The 19190-nt window shown below is 63.9% G+C and carries 21 protein-coding genes; 11 read left to right on the plus strand and 10 right to left on the minus strand.

What is annotated here, in order from left to right:
- Positions 1-6: 6 nt before the first annotated feature.
- Genes secF through MTX23_RS17390 form a run of 3 tightly spaced genes read left to right on the plus strand, consistent with a single transcriptional unit; the run spans position 7 to position 2282 of the window.
- Complete coding sequence (secF, locus tag MTX23_RS17380) at positions 7-1032, plus strand: protein translocase subunit SecF (RefSeq protein ID WP_280977886.1); 1026 nt, start codon at positions 7-9, stop codon at positions 1030-1032.
- A 6-nt stretch (positions 1033-1038) separates the two neighbouring features.
- Positions 1039-1422 carry an Mth938-like domain-containing protein gene (locus MTX23_RS17385; RefSeq protein ID WP_280977887.1) on the plus strand — a complete coding sequence of 128 codons (384 nt, stop codon included), beginning with the start codon at positions 1039-1041 and terminating at the stop codon, positions 1420-1422.
- Positions 1419-2282 (plus strand): squalene/phytoene synthase family protein, encoded by an 864-nt coding sequence (locus MTX23_RS17390; RefSeq protein WP_280977888.1) that lies wholly within the window; start codon positions 1419-1421, stop codon positions 2280-2282. The genes MTX23_RS17385 and MTX23_RS17390 overlap by 4 nt, the downstream gene beginning before the upstream one ends.
- Here MTX23_RS17390 and MTX23_RS17395 read toward each other — a convergent pair.
- The 7 genes from MTX23_RS17395 to MTX23_RS17425 form a co-directional block, all read right to left on the minus strand.
- Positions 2279-2563, minus strand: coding sequence for a DUF1488 family protein (locus MTX23_RS17395; RefSeq protein ID WP_280977889.1), 285 nt, complete (start codon positions 2561-2563; stop codon positions 2279-2281). The two genes, MTX23_RS17390 and MTX23_RS17395, sit on opposite strands and share 4 nt — an antisense overlap.
- Positions 2564-2644: 81 nt before the next feature.
- A complete protein-coding gene (locus MTX23_RS17400; RefSeq protein ID WP_280977890.1) occupies positions 2645-3748 on the minus strand; it encodes a serine/threonine protein kinase in 1104 nt (367 codons plus the stop codon).
- Positions 3749-3753: 5 nt separating this feature from the next.
- A complete protein-coding gene (trmFO, locus tag MTX23_RS17405) occupies positions 3754-5187 on the minus strand; it encodes a methylenetetrahydrofolate--tRNA-(uracil(54)-C(5))-methyltransferase (FADH(2)-oxidizing) TrmFO (RefSeq protein WP_280977891.1) in 1434 nt (477 codons plus the stop codon).
- A gap of 110 nt (positions 5188-5297) precedes the next feature.
- Complete coding sequence (locus tag MTX23_RS17410) at positions 5298-5450, minus strand: DUF1127 domain-containing protein (protein WP_016846063.1); 153 nt, start codon at positions 5448-5450, stop codon at positions 5298-5300.
- A gap of 784 nt (positions 5451-6234) precedes the next feature.
- On the minus strand, positions 6235-7050 hold the full coding sequence (locus MTX23_RS17415; protein ID WP_280977892.1) for a lytic murein transglycosylase: 816 nt from the start codon (positions 7048-7050) through the stop codon (positions 6235-6237).
- A gap of 28 nt (positions 7051-7078) precedes the next feature.
- On the minus strand, positions 7079-7300 hold the full coding sequence (locus MTX23_RS17420; RefSeq protein WP_280977893.1) for a hypothetical protein: 222 nt from the start codon (positions 7298-7300) through the stop codon (positions 7079-7081).
- Positions 7301-8212: a DUF2189 domain-containing protein gene (locus MTX23_RS17425; protein WP_280977894.1), complete on the minus strand. Its 912-nt coding sequence runs from the start codon at positions 8210-8212 to the stop codon at positions 7301-7303.
- A 295-nt stretch (positions 8213-8507) separates the two neighbouring features.
- Here MTX23_RS17425 and MTX23_RS17430 point away from each other — a divergent pair, with 295 nt between their 5' ends.
- From MTX23_RS17430 to MTX23_RS17445, 4 genes are all read left to right on the plus strand, one after another.
- Entirely contained in the window at positions 8508-8927 is a 420-nt protein-coding gene (locus tag MTX23_RS17430) for a DUF3597 domain-containing protein (RefSeq protein ID WP_280977895.1), read from the plus strand.
- Between the two features lie 373 nt (positions 8928-9300).
- Positions 9301-9702, plus strand: coding sequence for an SPW repeat protein (locus MTX23_RS17435; protein WP_280977896.1), 402 nt, complete (start codon positions 9301-9303; stop codon positions 9700-9702).
- A 252-nt stretch (positions 9703-9954) separates the two neighbouring features.
- The gene (locus MTX23_RS17440) at positions 9955-11595 is read left to right on the plus strand and encodes an acyl-CoA synthetase (RefSeq protein WP_280977897.1); all 1641 of its coding nucleotides are present in this window, start codon (positions 9955-9957) and stop codon (positions 11593-11595) included.
- 4 nt (positions 11596-11599) lie between these two features.
- Complete coding sequence (locus MTX23_RS17445) at positions 11600-12475, plus strand: DUF296 domain-containing protein (RefSeq protein ID WP_280977898.1); 876 nt, start codon at positions 11600-11602, stop codon at positions 12473-12475.
- A 797-nt stretch (positions 12476-13272) separates the two neighbouring features.
- Here the strand turns inward: MTX23_RS17445 and MTX23_RS17450 are convergent.
- Complete coding sequence (locus MTX23_RS17450) at positions 13273-13596, minus strand: hypothetical protein (RefSeq protein ID WP_280977899.1); 324 nt, start codon at positions 13594-13596, stop codon at positions 13273-13275.
- A 272-nt stretch (positions 13597-13868) separates the two neighbouring features.
- Here MTX23_RS17450 and MTX23_RS17455 point away from each other — a divergent pair, with 272 nt between their 5' ends.
- The gene (locus MTX23_RS17455) at positions 13869-14642 is read left to right on the plus strand and encodes an AAA family ATPase (RefSeq protein ID WP_280977900.1); all 774 of its coding nucleotides are present in this window, start codon (positions 13869-13871) and stop codon (positions 14640-14642) included.
- A 155-nt stretch (positions 14643-14797) separates the two neighbouring features.
- Positions 14798-15130, plus strand: a complete 333-nt coding sequence (locus MTX23_RS17460; RefSeq protein WP_280977901.1) for a PRC-barrel domain-containing protein — start codon at positions 14798-14800, stop codon at positions 15128-15130.
- A 213-nt stretch (positions 15131-15343) separates the two neighbouring features.
- On the opposite strand, the gene MTX23_RS17465 is transcribed toward MTX23_RS17460, so the two are convergent.
- Entirely contained in the window at positions 15344-16270 is a 927-nt protein-coding gene (locus MTX23_RS17465) for a nucleoside hydrolase (RefSeq protein ID WP_280977902.1), read from the minus strand.
- 245 nt (positions 16271-16515) lie between these two features.
- Here MTX23_RS17465 and MTX23_RS17470 point away from each other — a divergent pair, with 245 nt between their 5' ends.
- Together MTX23_RS17470 and MTX23_RS17475 are read left to right on the plus strand one after the other, a co-directional pair.
- Positions 16516-17055, plus strand: a complete 540-nt coding sequence (locus MTX23_RS17470) for an SRPBCC family protein (protein WP_280977903.1) — start codon at positions 16516-16518, stop codon at positions 17053-17055.
- 3 nt (positions 17056-17058) lie between these two features.
- Positions 17059-17997, plus strand: coding sequence for a cytochrome D1 domain-containing protein (locus MTX23_RS17475; protein WP_280977904.1), 939 nt, complete (start codon positions 17059-17061; stop codon positions 17995-17997).
- A 93-nt stretch (positions 17998-18090) separates the two neighbouring features.
- On the opposite strand, the gene MTX23_RS17480 is transcribed toward MTX23_RS17475, so the two are convergent.
- The gene (locus MTX23_RS17480; RefSeq protein ID WP_280977905.1) at positions 18091-19173 is read right to left on the minus strand and encodes an ATP-binding protein; all 1083 of its coding nucleotides are present in this window, start codon (positions 19171-19173) and stop codon (positions 18091-18093) included.
- Positions 19174-19190 lie beyond the last annotated feature (17 nt).

Here is a 19190-nt window from a genome sequence, read left to right on the forward strand (position 1 = left end):
CCTATTGTGACCCACTATATTCTCATCGGCCTTGGTGTCCTGATCGCCGTGCTGACCGTGGTTTCGGTGTTCGGTCTGTTGCCGTCGCTGCGCATCGTGCCCGACGATACGCATTTTGACTTCACGCGCTTCCGCCGCATCAGCTTCCCGATCTCGGCGGTGCTTTCGATCCTCGCAATCACGCTGTTCTTCACCCATGGCCTGAATTTCGGCATCGACTTCAAGGGCGGCACGCTCCTGGAAGTGCGGGCCAAGTCCGGCACCGCCGACATCGCCGCGATGCGCACGACATTGAACGGTCTCGGCCTCGGCGAGGTCCAGTTGCAACAGTTCGGCGGTCCGGCCGAAGTCCTGATCCGCGTGGCCGAGCAGCCCGGCGGCGACGCCGCGCAGCAGGCGGCCGTCCAGAAGGTCCGCGGCGCGCTCGGCGATTCCGTCGACTACCGCCGCGTCGAGGTGGTGGGGCCGCGCGTCTCCGGCGAGCTGCTGGCCTACGGCATGCTCGGCCTGATGTTCGCCATTCTCGGCATCCTGATTTATCTTTGGTTCCGCTTCGAATGGCAGTTCGCGCTCGGCGCGATGATCGCCAACGTCCACGACATCGTGCTGACGATCGGCTTCATGTCGATCTCGCAGGTGGACTTCGACCTCACGAGTATCGCGGCGCTGCTGACGATTCTCGGCTACTCGCTCAACGACACCGTCGTCATCTACGACCGTATTCGTGAGATGCTGCGGCGCTACAAGAAGATGCCGATGCCGCAGCTGTTGAACGAATCGATCAATTCGACGCTGTCGCGCTCCATTGTCACCCACGTCACAGTGACGCTGGCGCTGCTCGCGCTGCTGTTGTTCGGCGGCCAGGCGATTCACAGCTTCACCGCGGTGATGATGTTCGGCGTCGTGCTGGTCGGCACCTATACCTCGATCTTCATCGCGGCGCCGATCCTGATCTATCTCGGTGTTCACACTACGCGGGGCGACGCGCAGGATGCGCCGGCCAAAAAGCCGGACGCGGCAGTCAAGAAGTAACCGATCATGGCCAACCCCTCGGACGCTCCACATCTTCCGAGGCCGGCGCCGATCGAAGCCTACGGCAAGGGTGGCTTCGCGTTCGCCGACATGTCGCACCGCGGCTCGCTGCTGTGCCTGCCCGACGGAATCTGGGCCTGGCCGGTGACCAGTCCGCAGGAGATCGACCAATACTCGCTGGCTCAGGTGTTCGCGGCGGCGAATGCGATCGACACGCTGATCGTGGGCAGCGGCAACGAAGTCTGGGTGCCGCCGAAGGGCCTGCGCGAGGCCTTGCGCGCGGTGCAGGTGGTGCTCGACCCGATGCAGACCGGTCCCGCGATCCGCACCTACAACATCATGCTCGGCGAGCGGCGGCGCGTGGCGGCAGCGCTGATCGCCGTGCCATGAGTGAGGCAGAAGCGCCGGCGGACGGCGCGGCCTTCTGCGCCGATCTGGTGCGGACTCATGATTTCGTCCGCTATGCCTCGACCCTGTTTGTGCCTGCTGCGGAGCGCCGGGCGCTGCTCGCAATCTATGCCTTCAACGCCGAGGTTTCCCGTGTCCATGAGCACGTGAGCCAGCCGCTGCCCGGCGAGATACGGCTGCAATGGTGGACCGACATGCTGGCCGGGACAGAGCATGGCGGTGTCGAAGGCAATCCGGTCGCAGCCGAGTTGCTGCAGGCGATCCGCAAGCACCGCTTGCCCGTCTCGGCATTGTCGCGCCTGGTCGAGGCGCACGAGTTCGATCTCTACAATGATCCGATGCCGTCGATGGCAGCACTCGAGGGCTATCTCGGGGACACCGCGTCGGCGCTGTTCTCGCTCGCTGCGCGCGTGGTCGCGCGACCGTCGGAAGAGATCGACCACCTCGCGCGTCATGCGGGTCTGGCGCAGGGGATGGCGCAGGTGATCGCAGCGTTGCCGCGGGATGCTGCGCGGCATCAGCTCTTCCTGCCGCTGCAACTCCTTCAGGAGCGTGGCAGCAGCATGGAAGCGGTCTTTACCCGCAAGCAGACCCCGGAAATCCGTGCGGCGGTCGACCGGCTCGCGCATGAGGCGCAAACTCACTTCACGACCGCGCTCTTGCTGCTTGCCGACGTTCCGCCCGCGGTGAGGGCGGTGTTTCTGCCGCTCGCGCATGTCCGCCGCGACCTGGTTCGGGCAACGAGAGCGGACAACGATCCATTTGTTCCGAAGCCGGCGTCGCGATTGCGCGTCCTGTGGACGCTGTGGCGTGCCGCGCGCGCGAAGGATTTCCGCGGCTAGCTCCGCTGTTTCGGGATGTGCTTCGTGAAGATCCGGATCGTCCCGCCCCTGACCATTGGGCCGCCGTCATACAGGTCGGATGCGATCCTCTCGATGGCGTCGCGCAGCGCCACGAACTGGGCCTGACGCGCGATGCTCGGCGTTCCCTTGGTGTCGGCCAATTCGTCCATCGCAGCGTCGCTGATCTGGCACTCGACCGTCTGGTCGCCGTCCAGCATCGTGAAGCCGAACGCCATCCGTTCGGAATCATATCCTCCGATACGGCCACGAGTGAGTGGCATTAGACCTGTCCCTTGAGCGTGGCGCCCCGTTGCAAGAGTGGGGCTTCCGGACGCGTTTGTCGAGGGCCGGCGGGCGATGTTCTAGCGGGACAGCCGGTCCATCTCGGCGACTTCAAAATTGAAGCGGTCGCGCAGGTTCTTGCGCTGTTCGAGGATGTCCTTGAGGAATTCGCGATCGGCGTCGCTGTTCATCATCGGCTCGATCAGGTCGATCTGGTTCATGGCGACGAGCTGCAGGATTTCGGTGCGCGGCTTGCCGGCGGCATCGCGCGGCAGCGCGTGCACGATCTGGATATGCTCGGGCGGCTTGATGCCCTTGGCGGCCGCGAGCTCGTTGCGCAGCGTCTTCTCCAGCGCGGACTGGTCCGCTTCGACGAAAGCGTATAGCCCGACGCCGACGCGGCGATCGGCAAAGGCGACGATCGCGGTATCGCGCACCTCGGGGTTCCGGCGGATCAGGTCGACCAGCACGGGGGCGTCGTTGACCAGCCGCCGGCCGCCGCCTTCGCGGTCGGTGAAGTTGAAGATGCCCCGCGTGATCGCCTGATAGACCTTCTTGCCGGTCTTGAGCCAGATGCTGGCGACCGCAGACTTCTTGGCGAGCACCTTGCGCTCCATCGGCGTCAGGGCCTCCGGCGCGTAGCTGCGCTTGTGTTTCAGCAGATGGCGCAGATCCTCATAGGCCGCGATCCGGAACAAGCGGTTGCGGGTCTTGAAGCAGGCGGCGAGCTGGAAGTCGGTGAGGTAGGCGCGGCCGTCGCGGCCGACCAGCCAGTTCTGCTCCTTGGCGAGATCGTTGTGGCAGATGCCGGCGCGGTGCAGCTTGCGCAAGGCGGCCTTGGCGGAACGGAAATAGGCGACGTCGCCATGCGGCTTCGCCAGATGCAGTGCGACGCCGTCGATGAAGCCGCGCACCAGCGCGCGCCTGCCGGCCCACAGCAGTCTTGGGCCGACGTCGAGATCGCGCGCCAGCGTCAGTGCGCGGCGCTCGCGCGAAAACAGATGCAGTGCAAGGCCGAATGACCAGAACGGCACCTGGTCGAGCCGGCGCAGCACGCCGTCGACCTCGCCGCCATCGGCGTGGAAGCGGCCGCGTTCGACGGTGGAGAACACGTCGCGCTTGAGCAGGACACCCTGGCTCCATCGCGCCGACAAGATGGCAGCGTCGTCTTTCGGCAGGCTCATGATTCCTAGGCCGCCGCCGCAACGCGCAGGTGGTCTGCGATCCAGTGATCGAGGTCGGCGAGCGCCCGCGCGCTGATCGCCTGCTTCTTGGCGACGGTCTTCTCATTCCCGCGTAGCCGCGAGCCGTCGGGCTTCTTCGTCGGCGGACTGGCGAGCGGCGGGAACAGGCCGAAATTGATGTTCATTGGCTGGAACGAGCGTGTGCCGGATTCGATCGTCTCGATATGGCCGCCGGTGATGTGGCCGAGCAGGGCGCCCAGTGCCGTGGTGGCCGGCGGTGGCGTCAGCGATCGGCCGCGCGCGTCGGCGGCGGCGCAAAGCCCTGCGATCAAACCAACGCTAGCCGACTCGACGTAGCCTTCGCAGCCCGTCATTTGTCCCGCAAAGCGCAGCCGTGGCTGCGCCCGCAGGCGCAATTGTGCGTCGAGCAGCTTCGGCGAGTTCAGGAAGGTATTGCGATGTAGGCCGCCGAGCCGGGCGAATTCCGCCTTCTCAAGGCCCGGGATAGTTCGGAACACGCGCTGCTGCGCGCCATGCTTCAGCTTGGTCTGGAAGCCAACGATGTTGTACAGCGTGCCGAGCTGGTTGTCCTGCCGCAGCTGCACGATTGCATAGGGCTTCACGGTCGGATTGTGCGGATTGGTCAGTCCCACCGGCTTCATCGGCCCATGGCGCAGCGTTTCGGGACCGCGCTCGGCCATCACCTCGACCGGCAGGCAGCCGTCGAAATAGGGCGTGTTGGTCTCCCAATCCTTGAAATCGACCTTTTCGCCCTCGAGCAGCGCCGCGACGAAAGCGTCATACTGCTCCTTCGACATCGGACAGTTGATGTAGTCGGCGCCGGTGCCTCCGGGACCGAGCTTGTCGTAGCGTGACTGGAACCACGCGATCGACATGTCGATGGAATCCTTGTGCACGATCGGCGCGATCGCGTCGAAGAACGCCAGCGCGCTCTCGTCCGTCAACTGCCTGATCGCATCCGCGAGCGGAGCCGAGGTGAGGGGGCCGGTCGCGATGATCACGTTGCTCCAGTCGTGAGGCGGCAGGCCCGCTACTTCCTCACGGCTGATCTCGATCTGCGGATGTTCGTGCAGCGCCTTGGTAACGGCAGCGGAGAAGCCGTCGCGATCGACCGCCAGCGCGCCGCCCGCGGGCACCTGGTTGGCGTCGGCCGCGCGCATGATGAGCGAGCCCAGGCGCCGCATCTCGGCGTGTAGCAGCCCGACCGCGTTGTTGGCGGCGTCGTCAGAGCGGAAGGAGTTCGAGCAGACCAGTTCGGCGCAGCCGTCGGTCCGGTGGGCCTCGGTCATCCGGGTCGGGCGCATTTCGTGCAGCACGACATGGACGCCGGAATTGGCGACCTGCCAGGCGGCTTCCGAGCCGGCGAGACCCGCGCCCACGATGTGCACGGGTTGGGAAGAGGAGTGATGCGGTGTCATCGCGCAGCGTTAGCGCGTTTTGATCCCGTATGCATCTGAAACCGAGCCGGAAACGATAACGCCCGCTGCAGGAGCGGGCGTTATCCGTTCATCAGATGGCCGATGAGCGATCAGCCGTTGTAAGTGCCGGCGGCAACGCGCGGAATGTCCGAGCGATCGAGGCCGATATCGGCGAGTTCACGGTCGCTGAGCTGGGACAATTCGCTGACATTGCGCTGATAATCCCGGAAAGCCTGGATCATGCGGATGAGCGAGAGTAGCATTGGTAGTCTCCTGGTAGTTCAGATTCAGCTTTTCCAAAGCCTCATCGTTGAAATGAATATAGATGGGATTTTGCAGTGCAGTAGTTCCGACGTTGCGATGCAGCTAATCCCAAAATGCATGACGGCGGTAAGTTCCAGTTAACTGTTCCGGGCATGTCGAAGCCGATCGCCAGCGGGAGTTCCACGTGGTTGGGTCGATCGATCGGAATGCATGATAATTCAGCAGCTTGTATCACTTCTAACGGATATTCTAGATGGTAATTCAGGACCGTAAAATCAATCCTGAGTGTCCCAAGACGCGGAAGGATCGTCCGTTGCTTTCTATGCGTGATTCGCATATGGAACCTCGCTCATAATATGAATATTGGTTCATTATTGGCGAGCTCTGTGGGGCCAAAACCGCGAAGCGGCAATTGGTTAACACTGGCGGTGAAAGGCTCCTCGTCTCGCCTGGCAGGCAGGTGCTGCTACCGGAGAGGCAACGTGATCTCGAGGGCGCGGCGACTGGCAGGACGCCACGAAGGCCCGGCGGTCGTCGTTGCCGAGCTGAGGCGGCTCATCGCTCTGATGTATTGCTGTGTACCGCAACTGCCGACCACTGTGTTCCTTGGTCGAAGCGGGCGGAGAAGGAAATCTCGCTCGCCCAGGGCGCGATGCTGAACGGCAAGATGGGCGCCTGCGGCGCGCACCTCGGCAAGGCTGCGCGTGCCAGTATGGCGAAGTAAACCCTTTGTACATTGCGATAAGGGCCGGTTGCCTGGGGCAGCCGGCCCTTTGATGTGCCTTAGGGAGCGTGGGCGAGCTGGGTGGCGAAGTAACCGATGGTCTTGGCGTAGACCTCGCTCTTGTTCCACTGCTGGATCACCGCAAAGTTCTCGCTGCCGGGCTCCCAGTCCTTGCCCTTCTTCCAGCCGTAGCTCTTCAGGAAGTTTGCCGTCGATGCCAGCACATCCGGCACGTTGTGCAGCAGGTCGCGCTTGCCGTTGCCGTCAAAGTCCACCGCGAACTTGATGTAGGACGACGGCATGAACTGGGTCTGGCCGATCTCGCCCGCCCAGGCGCCGCGCATCTCTTGCGGCGCGAGATCACCGCGCTCGATGATGCGCAATGCATCCATCATCTCGTCCTTGAACATGTCGGAGCGGCGGCAGTCGTAGGCGAGTGTCGCCAGCGACCGCATGGTCGGAAATTTGCCGGTGTTGACGCCGAAATCGGTCTCCAGCCCCCAGATCGCGACGAGGATCTCTCCCGGCACGCCATAGGCCTCCTCGATCCGCGACAGCACCGAGCCGTATTGTTTCATCTTGTTGGAGCCGCGGGTGAGGCGCGGCGGGACCATGCGGCCCGAGAACTGCTCGAAAGTCTGGCTGAAAACCTGCTGGGAGTGATCGCGCGCCAGGATCGCCTTGTCGAGCGTGACGCCGTTGAGACCGGCCTGGATAGCATTCTGCGAAATACCCTTGGCGGCGGCTTCCTTCTTGAAATCGTCGAGCCAGGCCTCGAACGAACCGGTGCCGCAAGGGGCGGCGAGCGTCGACGCGGTCGATGCCAGCAGCCACGCGCCGATGGCAAGCGCGCGGTAGGAAAGACGAGAGCTCATATGGCCGTTCACTCCGGAGGCGACGATCTTATCGACATTGGTATTGAAAACCGGCGCGTATGTTCTCGGCAACAGCGGCCAAAACAAGGCTGGTCAGCAACCTGTCGATGCCAGACAGGGAAGCAATAACCGCGCCAGTATCACGTCCTGTTGACGGCCGGATCCCGCTGCGCCGGACAGCAAACCGCCGGCCGAAGATCGGCCGGCGGTCGGTGTTGCATTCGGCGTCGCGCAGGATTGCGGCCAGCACTCAGCTACGATCGCTCCGCCGCCAGGGAAACAGGTTGGCCGGAAAATCGGCGGCGGGTTTGCGCTGGCGCGGTTCGGGAATGACCGGCCGCGCATTCGGATCCTTCACGATCACCTCCCGATAGAGATGCCAGGTGGCATGACCCAGCAACGGGACCACGATCGCAAGGCCGAGGAAGAACGGGATCGTGCCGAGCACCAGCAACACCGCGACGATGAGGCCCCAGGCCGCTATCGGCACCGGATTCCTCGCGGCGACGCGCATCGACGTTACCATCGCTTCGCCGGCGGTCGCATGGCGATCAAGCATCATCGGAAATGCGATCACGCTGATGCAGAGTGCGACGAGCGCGAACAGGAAGCCGACGCCACAGCCGACCACGATGAGCCACCAGCCCTGCGAAGTGGTCAACACGCGCCCCGCAAAATCCGGAATGTCGGCGGCAATTGCATAGCCGAAGGCGGCCGTGTAGATCGCCTGCGCGGTCGCGATCCAGGTCACGAACAGTGCGAACAGCAGCGTGCCGACCCCGAGCATCGCGCCAAACGACGGCGAGCGGAACACCTGGAAGGCGTCCCACCCGGTGGCTTCCTCGCCGTTCTCTCGGCGGCGGCTCATCTCGTAGAGACCGATCGCTGCAAATGGGCCGAGCAGGGCAAAGCCTGCGGCCAACGGAAATAACAGGGGCAGCACGGAATAGCCGTGCACCGTGCGCGCGAGCACGAGGCCGAGCACGGGATAGATCAGGCACAGGACGATGGCGTGACTTGGCACCGCCTTGAAGTCCTCCCAGCCGAGACGCAGCGCTTGATGCAAATCGGACAGGCCGATGGTGCGGACAACTGGCGCAGACACGGTGCTTTTTCCGCTCTGCGTCATCGATGTGACATTGCCTTGATATGGAGTGGCCATGGTCGTTGTCTCCCTCTGGACGGCCGCATTCTGTGCCCGGCGCACGGGCACATACGTGCCGCCTCTCGAAGCGATCACGAGCAGGCCAGACGCGAAAGACAGAGCAGGGAACTGGCCGTGTCGCGAACTGTATAATCAAGGTACTCCCAAACCGGATCGAAAGCACGCGCTCACGCTCAAGTGAATGTCGCATTGGCAAGCTATGGAGGGGGCGGTACACTTCATGTGCGACCGCGGTCGGGCGTCCCAGTGCCGTCTGACTTTTGAACCATCTCAAGTCCTGTGGGAGCGAACGATGAGCATTTTCGGAAAAATCATGAGCGCGATCTTCGGCAGCAGCGCGAGCGCGGCGCCCGCTGGCGGAGCGGCCACCAGCACAGCTCCCGCCGGCGGATCGTCCTCCGCCAGCGCATCGTCCTCTTCTCCAGCCGCGGCGCCTGCTGCTGCGCCCGCGCAGACAGTTGACGTGGCCCCGATCCTCGATGCTGCGGTCGCTGCGAAGAAGGAGAAGCTGGAGTGGCGGACCTCGATCGTCGACCTGATGAAGGCGCTCGACATCGATTCCAGCCTCGGCGCGCGCAAGGAGCTTGCCAAGGAGCTTGGCTACGCCGGTGACACGAACGACTCCGCGAGCATGAACATCTGGCTGCACAAGCAGGTGATGGCGAAGCTCGCGGCCAACGGCGGCAAGCTGCCCCCGGATATCAAGCACTGACGGGATAGGCATCCCGGACATCAGCAGGGCCCGCGCCAGCGCGGGCCCTTTTTTATGGGTCGGCGAACATCTATAGATCGGCCAGCAAGCGTTGTTGGGCCTTGTTGTCGCGGACGGCAGCCATCGCAAATTCCCGGTTGATTCACCCTGCCTGATCTAAGCGCGTGAATTCGTCGGCACAAAGCCAGGCCGCAGATTGGCATTTGCTGTGGCTTCTACCGCAGTGCACACACGCTGATAACATCTTGCGGGCAAATGCGGTTCGGTTACGTTTGACACCAGACATACGCCGCCGCTGCGGTCGGATGATCGTTTGGCAGGGAGCGGAAGTGCCGGGCGCCGACGTATGCCTCTGTTCGGGAGGAGGATCGTCATGTCGGACAATCGTTTCTTCAAGACACACCACGCCTGGGAGGATTGGTTCGGCATGCTGCTCGGCGTGCTGATCATGGTGTCGCCCTGGTTTCCGATTCAGGTGAGTGACACTATCGATCTCGAACGCAGCCACCTGGTCCTCAACAGTTTCGTGGTCGGCATGCTGGTGCTGGGCCTGGCTCAGCTCGAATATGTCGCGCTGCATCGCTGGGAGGAGGCGGCGAGTGTCCTGCTCGGGCTCTGGCTGATCGTGTCGCCCTTCGTGTTCGGCTATGCCTCGGACCAGGCGCTGCAGCTCTGGCACATCGTGCTTGGCGTGCTCGTCGCCATCGTCGGCGCGTGGCAGCTCTGGCAGGACTGGAACCTGAGCGAGCAGGAACTGGCCAAGCATCCGCAGTAGCGCCGGTTCGGGCGAGGGCGGTCTGATATCTCCTCGGCTGCCAGCAAGGCGCGGTCGAGGTGCTTTTCCGTCTCGATCGTCGTCTCGCACCAAGGCCGCATCGTGCGGGCCTTGCCGAAGCCTGTGGCTTGGCGATAAACCGGATCACACCATCTCCCTTGCGGCGCTTGAAGACGCCCGGTTCTGACCGAGGAAACATCCGATGATTGTCCTGACCATGCCCCTGATGTTGCACGTATCGGCTGGGCGGCCATGAGCGGGACGGCCACTACCGCGCCGCGCGGCGGTATCGCACGGGTGTCGCGCCGGGTGATGAACCTCGCCTACATCCTGACCCAGAACGCCCGCCGCCATGGCGATCGTCCGGGCTTCATCTGGAACGAGAAGGTCTGGTCCTGGCGTCACATCGACCGGAACGTCTCGGCGCTGGCGGCAGCGCTCGCCGCGCGCGGCATCGTCAAGGGCGACCGCATCCTGGTGCATTCCAAGAACTGCGACGAGATGTTCTGGTCGATGTTCGCGGCCTTCCGGCTCGGCGCGGTCTGGGTGCCGACCAATTTCCGCCTGATGCCGGACGAGGTCGCCTATCTCGCCGCGGCCTCCGGCGCGAAAGCATTTCTCTGCCACGGCGACTTTCCCGAGCACGCCAGGGCGGCGGCCAACCCGGCGCTCGAGTTCGTCTGGCGGATTGGCGAGCAGGGCACGTTCGGCGAAGCCACCGTCGGCGACGTCATCGCCAGGCATGCCGGCGCTGAGGTCGAGAACATCGCGGTCGAGTACGACGATCCCTGCTGGTTCTTCTTCACCTCCGGCACCACCGGCCGCTCCAAGGCTGCGGTGCTCACCCATGGCCAGATGGCCTTCGTGATCACCAATCATCTCGCCGACCTGATGCCTGGCACCACCGAGCAGGACGCCTCGCTGGTGGTGGCGCCGCTGTCGCATGGTGCCGGCGTCCATCAACTGGTGCAGACCGCGCGCGGCGTACCGACCATCTTGCTGCCGTCCGAGAAGTTCGACATCGCGGAGGCGTTCCGGCTGATTGCGAAGCATCGCGTCAGCAACATGTTCACGGTGCCGACCATCCTGAAGATGATGGTCGAGCATCCCGCGGCCGATCAGCACGACCATTCCTCGCTGCGCTACATCATCTATGCCGGCGCGCCGATGTATCGCGAGGACCAGAAGGCGGCCCTGAACAAGCTCGGCGGCGTGTTGGTGCAGTATTTTGGCCTCGGCGAGGTCACCGGCAACATCACCGTGCTGCCGCCGGGCCTGCACGATCCCGAGGACGGGCCGCATGCGCGGATCGGCACCTGCGGCTTCGAGCGCACCGGCATGCAGGTCTCGATCCAGGGCGACGACGGGCGCGAGCTGAAAGCCTTCGAAACCGGCGAGATCTGCGTGATCGGCCCCGGCGTTTTCGCCGGCTACTACGACAACCCCGAGGCCAATGCGAAGGCGTTTCGTGACGGCTGGTTCCGCACCGGCGACCTCGGCCACATGGACGAGGAGGGCTTCGTCTATATCACCGGCCGCGCCTCCGACATGTACATCTCCGGCGGCTCCAACATCTATCCGCGCGAGATCGAAGAGAAGATCCTGACCCATCCCGCGGTGGGTGAGGTCGCAGTCCTCGGCGTGCCCGATCCCTTCTGGGGCGAGGTCGGCGTTGCCGTCTGCGTCGCGCGCGAAGGCTCCGATGCGGTCGGCGAGGCCGAGCTGGCGGCGTATCTCGCGCCGAAGGTGCCGCGCTACAAGATGCCGAAGCGGTTCTTCTTCTGGGAGGCGCTGCCGAAGTCCGGCTACGGCAAGGTGCCGAAGCGGCTGATCCGCGACGAGCTCGAGGCGCGCGGGCTGCTCGAGGTGATCGCCAAATCGCCGGGCGGCTAGCGCAATGCGCAGCATCGCCCAGCCCGGCGCTCCCGTCCCTGAGCGCATCCAGTGGGTCGCCGCGCGCGGCCGCGCCTTCTCATTCATGCTGGAGGCCGGCATTCCTTTGCTCGAGGCCGTGCGCCGCGGCTTTGCGGCGGAGGGATTTTCGGGCGGCGTGCTCAACGCGAAGGGCGGGGCGCTCGGCCCCTTTGCCTATGTGATGCCGGCGCTGTCGAAGGACGGTGCCAACGCGGCGTTCTACAGCGACACGTTTCGCCCCGAAGGCGTGACGCGGCTCAAGCTCGCGGCGCTGACCTTCGGCGCGCGTGATGGTGCGCCGTTCTTCCATTGCCACGGCCTGTGGACCGAGGCGGACGGCCGCTTCAACGGCGGCCACATGCTGCCGGACGAGACCGTCGTCGCCGAGCCCTTCGAGGTCAGCGCGTTCGGGATCGACGGCGCAACGTTCCTGGCCGAGCCCGACAGCGAGACCAACTTCACGCTGTTCGGCCCGGTCGCCACCGCGCCGCTCGGCGCAAAGACCACCAGCCACGCCTTCGCGCTGCGGCTGCGACCGAACCAGGATTTCGCCTGTGCGCTGGAGAGCTTCTGTCATCAGCACGGCATCCTGCGCGCGCGGCTGCACGGCGGCGTCGGCTCGACCATCGGCGCTATCTTCACCGACGGCCACAGCGTGGTGCCGTTCGCGACCGAGCTTGCGGTGACGGCAGGTGACATCGCAACCGACACCGATGGGCAGTGGCACGCCGAGCTCGACGTCGCGCTGGTCGACTATCTCGGCGGCATCGCCGAGGGGCGGCTGGTACGCGGCGACAATCCGGTGCTGATGACGATGGAGCTTGTGCTGGAGGTGTTGGAGGAGGCGGAGCAGCCGTAGGGGGCGGGGCGCGCCTTAGCATAACCGTTTTCGTCATTGCGAGCGAAGCGAAGCAATCCATGGTGCAGCACATGCGGGACGATGGATTGCTTCGTCGCTTCAGCGCAAAATTGCTTTGCAATTTTGCCGCGAGCTCCTCGCAATGACGCGGCGGGTTTTCATCTGTCAAACGGCCTGGCTGCGCTGTCATCACCCGCGAAAGCGGGTGATCCAGTATTCCAGAGACGTCGGGGCTTGAGCCGAGAGGCCGCGGCGTATTGGATGGCCCGCCTGCGCGGGCCATGACGACTGAGAGGGTGTGATTTCGCGTTCTCGCGGCGCGACGCGTCCGAGCTTTGCATTTCGTTTCGCCCTCTCCTTGAACAGAGGGCGCAGGGAAAGCCGGGGGCCGATCGCACCCATGGGTCCCGAGCAAATGGAAAGCTCGGGAGGTAGGACCACAGGTGAAACCGGAGCGATCCCGGCTTTCCCTGCGCGATGGTTTACGGCTTATACGCGCTCGCCCCGGCGAGACTGGGCTTTGTTGTCACCGTCATCGCAAAGATGCGTTCCGCATCTTGCGAGGAGACACCTGCCACTAGGGCGTCAGGCCTGCACGATTTCGCCGTCCGCCTCATGCGCACTCGTCAGTTGCACGTGAAGCGTCCACCGCATCTCGACCCAACACTCGTGACGATCGCGAAGCGCCCCTCAAGCGGGTGAGACGGGCCATTCATACACTGAATTGCAGTTCTGGAAAACAGAAATATTTTCGCTGCGGGGCCTTGCGCCGTCGGGCAACTCAGTGCCAAGGCGCATCACCGCCGTTTCCGCACATGGATGTTGATGTCGAGGTCGATCTCGCTGACGCAGGTCTGTTCGGTGCTGTGCGAACCGCCTTCGTGCCAGGGGCCCTTGCGCAGGCTGACCTCACTGACGCCGGCAAGCCGCAGGCAGCGCCATTGCGGCAGGTCGCCTGAACTCTCACCGGCGAACTGCCAGGCCAGCACCGCTTCTTCGCCCTTCTTGTTGTGCCCGATGATGTGGGGGCAAAGCTCGCGTCGTCGCCCCTGATAGCTGCACGCGACCTGGTGCTCGGTGAGGATCGCCTTGCGGAAAAGGTCATAGGTGCGACTGGGCATCCGCTCGGGCCTCAGGGATGTGACAGGTGGTCGCGGTCGTCGACAGCACGGTGCGGGTCGGCAGGGCCTGAAGCCCTTTTGGGGAGAGGCGTCATCTCGGGAGAACCCGCTTGCAGCGTGATGTTTCCGCGCGGCAGGCGATGCACGCCAAACGTAGCATGGGGCGCCGGAAGACGTTGGGGTACGCGTTGATGTTCTTGTTACGTTCTTGACGGCTTCGCGCACGTCTGGGATGGTGGGTTCCGAGGCGCGGAGCCCCGGAGGCAGGACGAATGGCCAGACGACGATATCGCCCCATCAACATGCCTGCGCCCTATCTCAGGCGCATCTGGCTTGATCCCGCGCGCGTTGCGGACCGTAACGTCTATCCGTTCGTCCTGCCGCTGCTGCGCGACGGTTTCGAGCTCAGCTTCGACAAGGCGATCACCATCATCGTCGGTGAAAACGGCACCGGCAAGTCGACGCTGCTGGAAGGCATCGCCGTGATGGCCGGCTACGACGATGCCGGCGGCGGCAGGGGCTACCGGCCGGTCGACCATTCCAGAGCGCTGGAGGAGATGGGTGGGTCGCTGGCCAGCGCGCTGCGCGCAAGCTGGCTGCCGAAGATCACGAACGGCTGGTTCTTCCGCGCCGAGAGCTTCTTCTCGGTGGCGCGATATCTGGACGAGGCGGCGCTCGACGACCCCTTGGGCGGGCCGCCGCCCGACTTCCTGTCTCATTCCCACGGAGAAGGCTTTCTGCGCTTCTTCAACGAGCGATGCCAGAGGCAAGGCATCTTCATCTTCGACGAGCCTGAATCCGCACTGTCGCCCTCGCGCCAGATCGAATTCCTAAAGCTGCTGCGCCGGATGGACGAGACCGGCCACTGCCAGGTCATCATGGCCACCCACGCGCCGATGCTGATGGCCTGCCCCGGCGCGGCGCTGTTGCGCCTGACCAAATACGCGCTCGAGCCGGTCGCATTGGAGCAGACCGATCACTACCGGGTGATGCGCGAATTCTGCGACGACCCGCAGGGGTTTGTCGAAGCCGCGACCGAGGAGTGAGGACGAGCTTGTGGCGCTTGGTCCGCGCCGAGAACGGCCGCACGGAACCTGCCGAGATCGTCGCAGGGCGTGGCGAACGATGCTTCGCCAACCTGCTCCACCGCTGTCATTTCGTGCTAGATTACGGCCGAACCAGCGGAAACAGGGAGGATGCCATGCATCATGCCTTGGTGCCCAGTGACCGCGTCGAGCACGTCCATGTCTACGGACGCGACGGCGCAAAACTCGGATCGATCGAACGGCTCATGCTCGAAAAGCTGAGCGGAACGGTGGCCTACGCCGTGATCAAGACCGGAGGGATTCTCAGCACCCACCACCATTATCCCGTGAAGTGGAGCGCCCTTCGATACGATCCGGTGCGTCAGGCCTATGAGGCCGAGGCGACACTGGAAGAGCTGCAGACGGGCCCGTGCGAGATCGACGGCGACGAATTCGACTGGGGCGATCGCTCGCAGTCGTATACGCACCCGAACTACTGGGCGGTGTAGACATAGCGAAGTGAGGAGCGTGGCCGGCGCCGGGGCTCAACGCTCGCTATGGTAGCCGGCACGAGCGAAGCGGCATGCGGGTCAGAACATAGTATTCTACTGACAATCCCGGATATCGCGGAGCCTGTCATCGGCGCGCGTTCGCGTGATCCGTTGGCTCATCCGGACGACACGCTGAGAGCCTGCCACGCAGCGACGCTGCGGCAATCCGCGCTACGCTTGCTTTTCGGCAAACGCTTTCATCTTCAGGAAGAAGTCCTTCAGGATCGCGTTGCGGTCGATGAAGGTCACGTAGCGGATCGGATGCCGCCGGCGATCAACGCTCCAGGTCATCTGGTCGGTCAGGACCGGAGCGGGAACGATCACACTCGGCGCCCAACTCGGGTTGAGTAGCCAGCCGACCGGCGCCATGTCCCAGATCTCCTTGGCCCAGCCGAGATGATCGGACGAATACTCCTTGAAGCGCTGCGCCAGGAACGCGCCGATGCTGCCGTGCGGCTCGACGTAACGCTCGATCTCCGGCACGGTGCTGTGCAGGCGCGAGGTGACGCCGAGGCAGGGCACCAGAACGAGCGGCACGCCGCTGTCGAGCAGCACCTGCGCCCCGCCGACATCCTGCCTGAGATTGAACTCGGCCGTATCGGGCCATTCCAGCGCATGGCCGCCGAGCCACACCACGACGACGCGATCGATGATGTCCGGCGCCATGAGCAGCGCCGAGGCGACGTTGCTGATGGCCGCGATGGCAACGATGTAGAGCGGATTGTCCGGCGATCCCGCCCGGGCCCGGGCGATCAGGTCATCGACCGCGGTCGCCTCGCGCGCCTGCTTCGCAGCGCCGACATAGGCGGTGACGCCGCGATGAACCAGCCCGTCGGGCGAAACGTTCAATCGTTCCAGCAGGCGCAGGATTTCCTGGTAGCTCAGCTCCATGCCATGACCCGGTCCATCCGAGCGCTTGTTGAAGAACGGCGCGGCATAGATCGCCTCCACATCAAAGCGATCCCGCGACAGCAGCATCTGGACGATCGCGAACTGGTCGTCGATCTCGTTATAGGTGTCGGTGTCGAGCACGATGCGCACCTTGCCGGCTGGTGGTGGTGCGAGGAGCTTCAGGCGGGCGGCTTCGGAGAGGGGCATCGTGTTCAGCTCGATGAGCGTTTGGCTATCAGATTAGGCCTTCAACAGGAGCCGGGATAGCCGCTGCTGGCGGCGTGAGACCGACCATCGAGGCGCGGCCGTCGTGCGGGAGGCTTGCCTCCCGAGGAAGACGACGGCCGCGACTTCGCTCTCGTGCAAGAAACCGGTCCCCCATCTGGTCTATGGCGAGCCATAAGCTTCGGCACGCCCGATGCGGCGCAGGCCGATACAATGGAGGAGACGGGATGAAGGGAACGATCGCGAGGGCCTGCGTCGTGGTGGTGGCGCTGGCTGTGCTGGGAGCCGCCTGGGCCCACGGGCCGACCCGCCGGAAGGTGCAGGAATCGATCGAGATCGACGCGCCGCAGGCCAAGGTGTGGGCAGTGATCGGCAATTTCCAGGACATGAGCTGGCTCGCGGGCGTCAGCAAGACCGAGGGCGACAAGGGCAACGAGATCGGCGCCACGCGGCGGCTGACGCTGACGCAAGGCGCGACCATCGACGAAGAGCTCTACAAGTACGACGCCGACATGATGAGCTATTCGTACCGGATCACGGCGGTCGATGTGAAGGTGCTGCCGGTCACCAATTATTCCTCGACGCTGACGGTGTCGCCCGCGCCCGACGGCAAGGCGAAGCTGGAATGGGCCGGCGCGTTCTACCGCGGCTATCCGAACAACGACCCGCCGCCGGAGCTGAACGACGAGGCCGCGATCAAGGCGGTGAGCGGGCTTTATCGCGCCGGGCTTGAAGCGCTGAAGAAGAAGATCGAGAGCGGCAGCTAGAGCATGCGGGCGATCGTTCTGGCGACGCTGCTCGCCGGCCTCACGGCCGCGCATGCCGAGGAGGCGTTCGTCACCAACCAGCTTAGCGATGACCTCACGGTCGTCGACCTCGCGACATCGAAGGCGGTCGCGACGATCGCGATCGGCGGCAAGCCGGCGGGCGTCGCCGTGACATCAGACGGCCGCTTCGCCTATGTGACGAGCCCCGACGCCAAGGCGCTCACGGTGGTCGACGCATCAGCGCGAAAGGTCGTCGGCCGGGTCGATATCGGCGGCGGTCCGCTCGGCATCGCGGTCGCACCCGACGCCGCGACGGTCTATGTCGCCGACTGGTACGCCGCCGCGGTGCGGGTGATCGATGCCAAGGAGCAGCGTGTCGCCGCCAGCATCGCGGTTGGCGCCTCGCCGTCCGGGCTCGCGGTGACGCCGGACGGGCGATGGCTGCTCTCGGCGGACCGCGACGACGACAGCGTGTCTGTCGTCGACACCGCAGCGCGCGAGCGGAGAGGGGTCGTGAAGGTCGGGACCCATCCGTTCGGCGTGACGATCGACGCCGAGGGTAAGCGCGCCTACACTGCCAATGTCGGCTCGAACGACGTCTCCGTGATCGACATCGCCACCCGCAAAGAGATCGGCCGCGTGCATGTCGGCCTGCGGCCTTACGCGGTCGCGCTGGCGCAGGGCCGCGGCTTCGTCACCGACCAGTATGACGGCAAGGTCAGCGTGTTCGACCTCGTGACATTGCAGCCGTTGAGGCGGATCAATGTCGGAGACTACCCCGAAGGCATCGAGGCGACCGCCGACGACAAGCGGATCGTGGTCGCGAACTGGGAAAGCAACACGCTGAGTGTGATCGATGCCGTCGAGCTGAAGGTCGTCAGCGAGGTTAAGTTCGGCGACGGCCCGCGCGCGTTCGGGGCATTTCTCAGACGGACGGAGTAGGGCAGTCTGTAGCCCGCATGAGCGAAGCGAGATGCGGGAGCAGCTCGATCGGCAAAATGTCCCGGATATCGCTTCGCTCATCCTGGCTACTTGCTATCTCGAAGGCGGCGCCCATTTGCCGGTCGAATCAAAATGCTTCGATCGCACAAATCCTCCCGTGTTCCAGAGGGCGTCGAAGGCGGGGCGCGCGGCTCTTTGATAATCGACGTCGGGGCCAAATTGCTCAATGAGACACTCTGGCAGCTCAAGTACATCGCGATCGATCTTGGGGAGGTCGTCAAGAATGTCAAAGGCTACACCTAAGCGGGCGCCGCGGACGCCTTGTAACGTTATCATCAAAACAATCGGTGTAGGCACTTCCAGGCGCTGAAGCGCAGAGAGATACTTAGGCAGCTTCTCAAATATCCAACGATCGAAATCAAGAGTAGAGATTAGCAGCTGCTCCGGTTGGTAGTCGCTTACGACTCGAACCTTAACTGCCTCGATCGCTCCGTTTCGAAACACTTGAGTGTAGGACACGCACTTGCTGTCGGTTGCAGTACAAATGTTGGAGAAGCCATCGAAGTTCACTCGCGGCGAATATCCCATGGAGTCAATCGGGCTCAGTAGTTCCTGTAGTTCTCGCGCCTTGCCCGGCTCCACTGGGCTGCTCAGTCCAAATGCCGATATCGGCACCAAGTGAACGACTAGCCGTCCTCGGTTTTGCACCAGCGGTACGATTGCATCGCCGGAAGCAATTCTCGCAAGTCGTTCGGCGCGGAACGCTCGAACACGGTCCAGAACCGCCGCGGACGACGTAAAGATCACTCGAAGTTCGTCGATACTGAACTCGTACGCTCCTGCGGAATTCCTTCCGTAGATTCTATTGCTGTTGCGCGCGCTCACTCGATGGGGCGGCGTCCAGCTCTTGGGAATGCGCAGAACGACTACGTAGCCACCACTGGAGATCGGCAGTGCACGCATTCGCAAACCCGAAATGCGAGGTTCGATGCCGTCACGTGCTAGATTTTCCAGCCGCTGCAGGTCTTGATCTGGATCACCGCTCAAGGGTGTTATCGCTGTTGCGATACCCGCAGCCTCGTCCATCCCAATAATGAGATGGCCGCCTGACGTGTTCGCGAAGGAAGAAACGTCCTTTAGGAATTCCTTTGTGTCGTTGTCCGAGCGACCGTACATGGACTTTTTGTAGTCGG

It is taken from the genome of Bradyrhizobium sp. ISRA436 (assembly GCF_029910015.1).
Classification (GTDB): domain Bacteria; phylum Pseudomonadota; class Alphaproteobacteria; order Rhizobiales; family Xanthobacteraceae; genus Bradyrhizobium.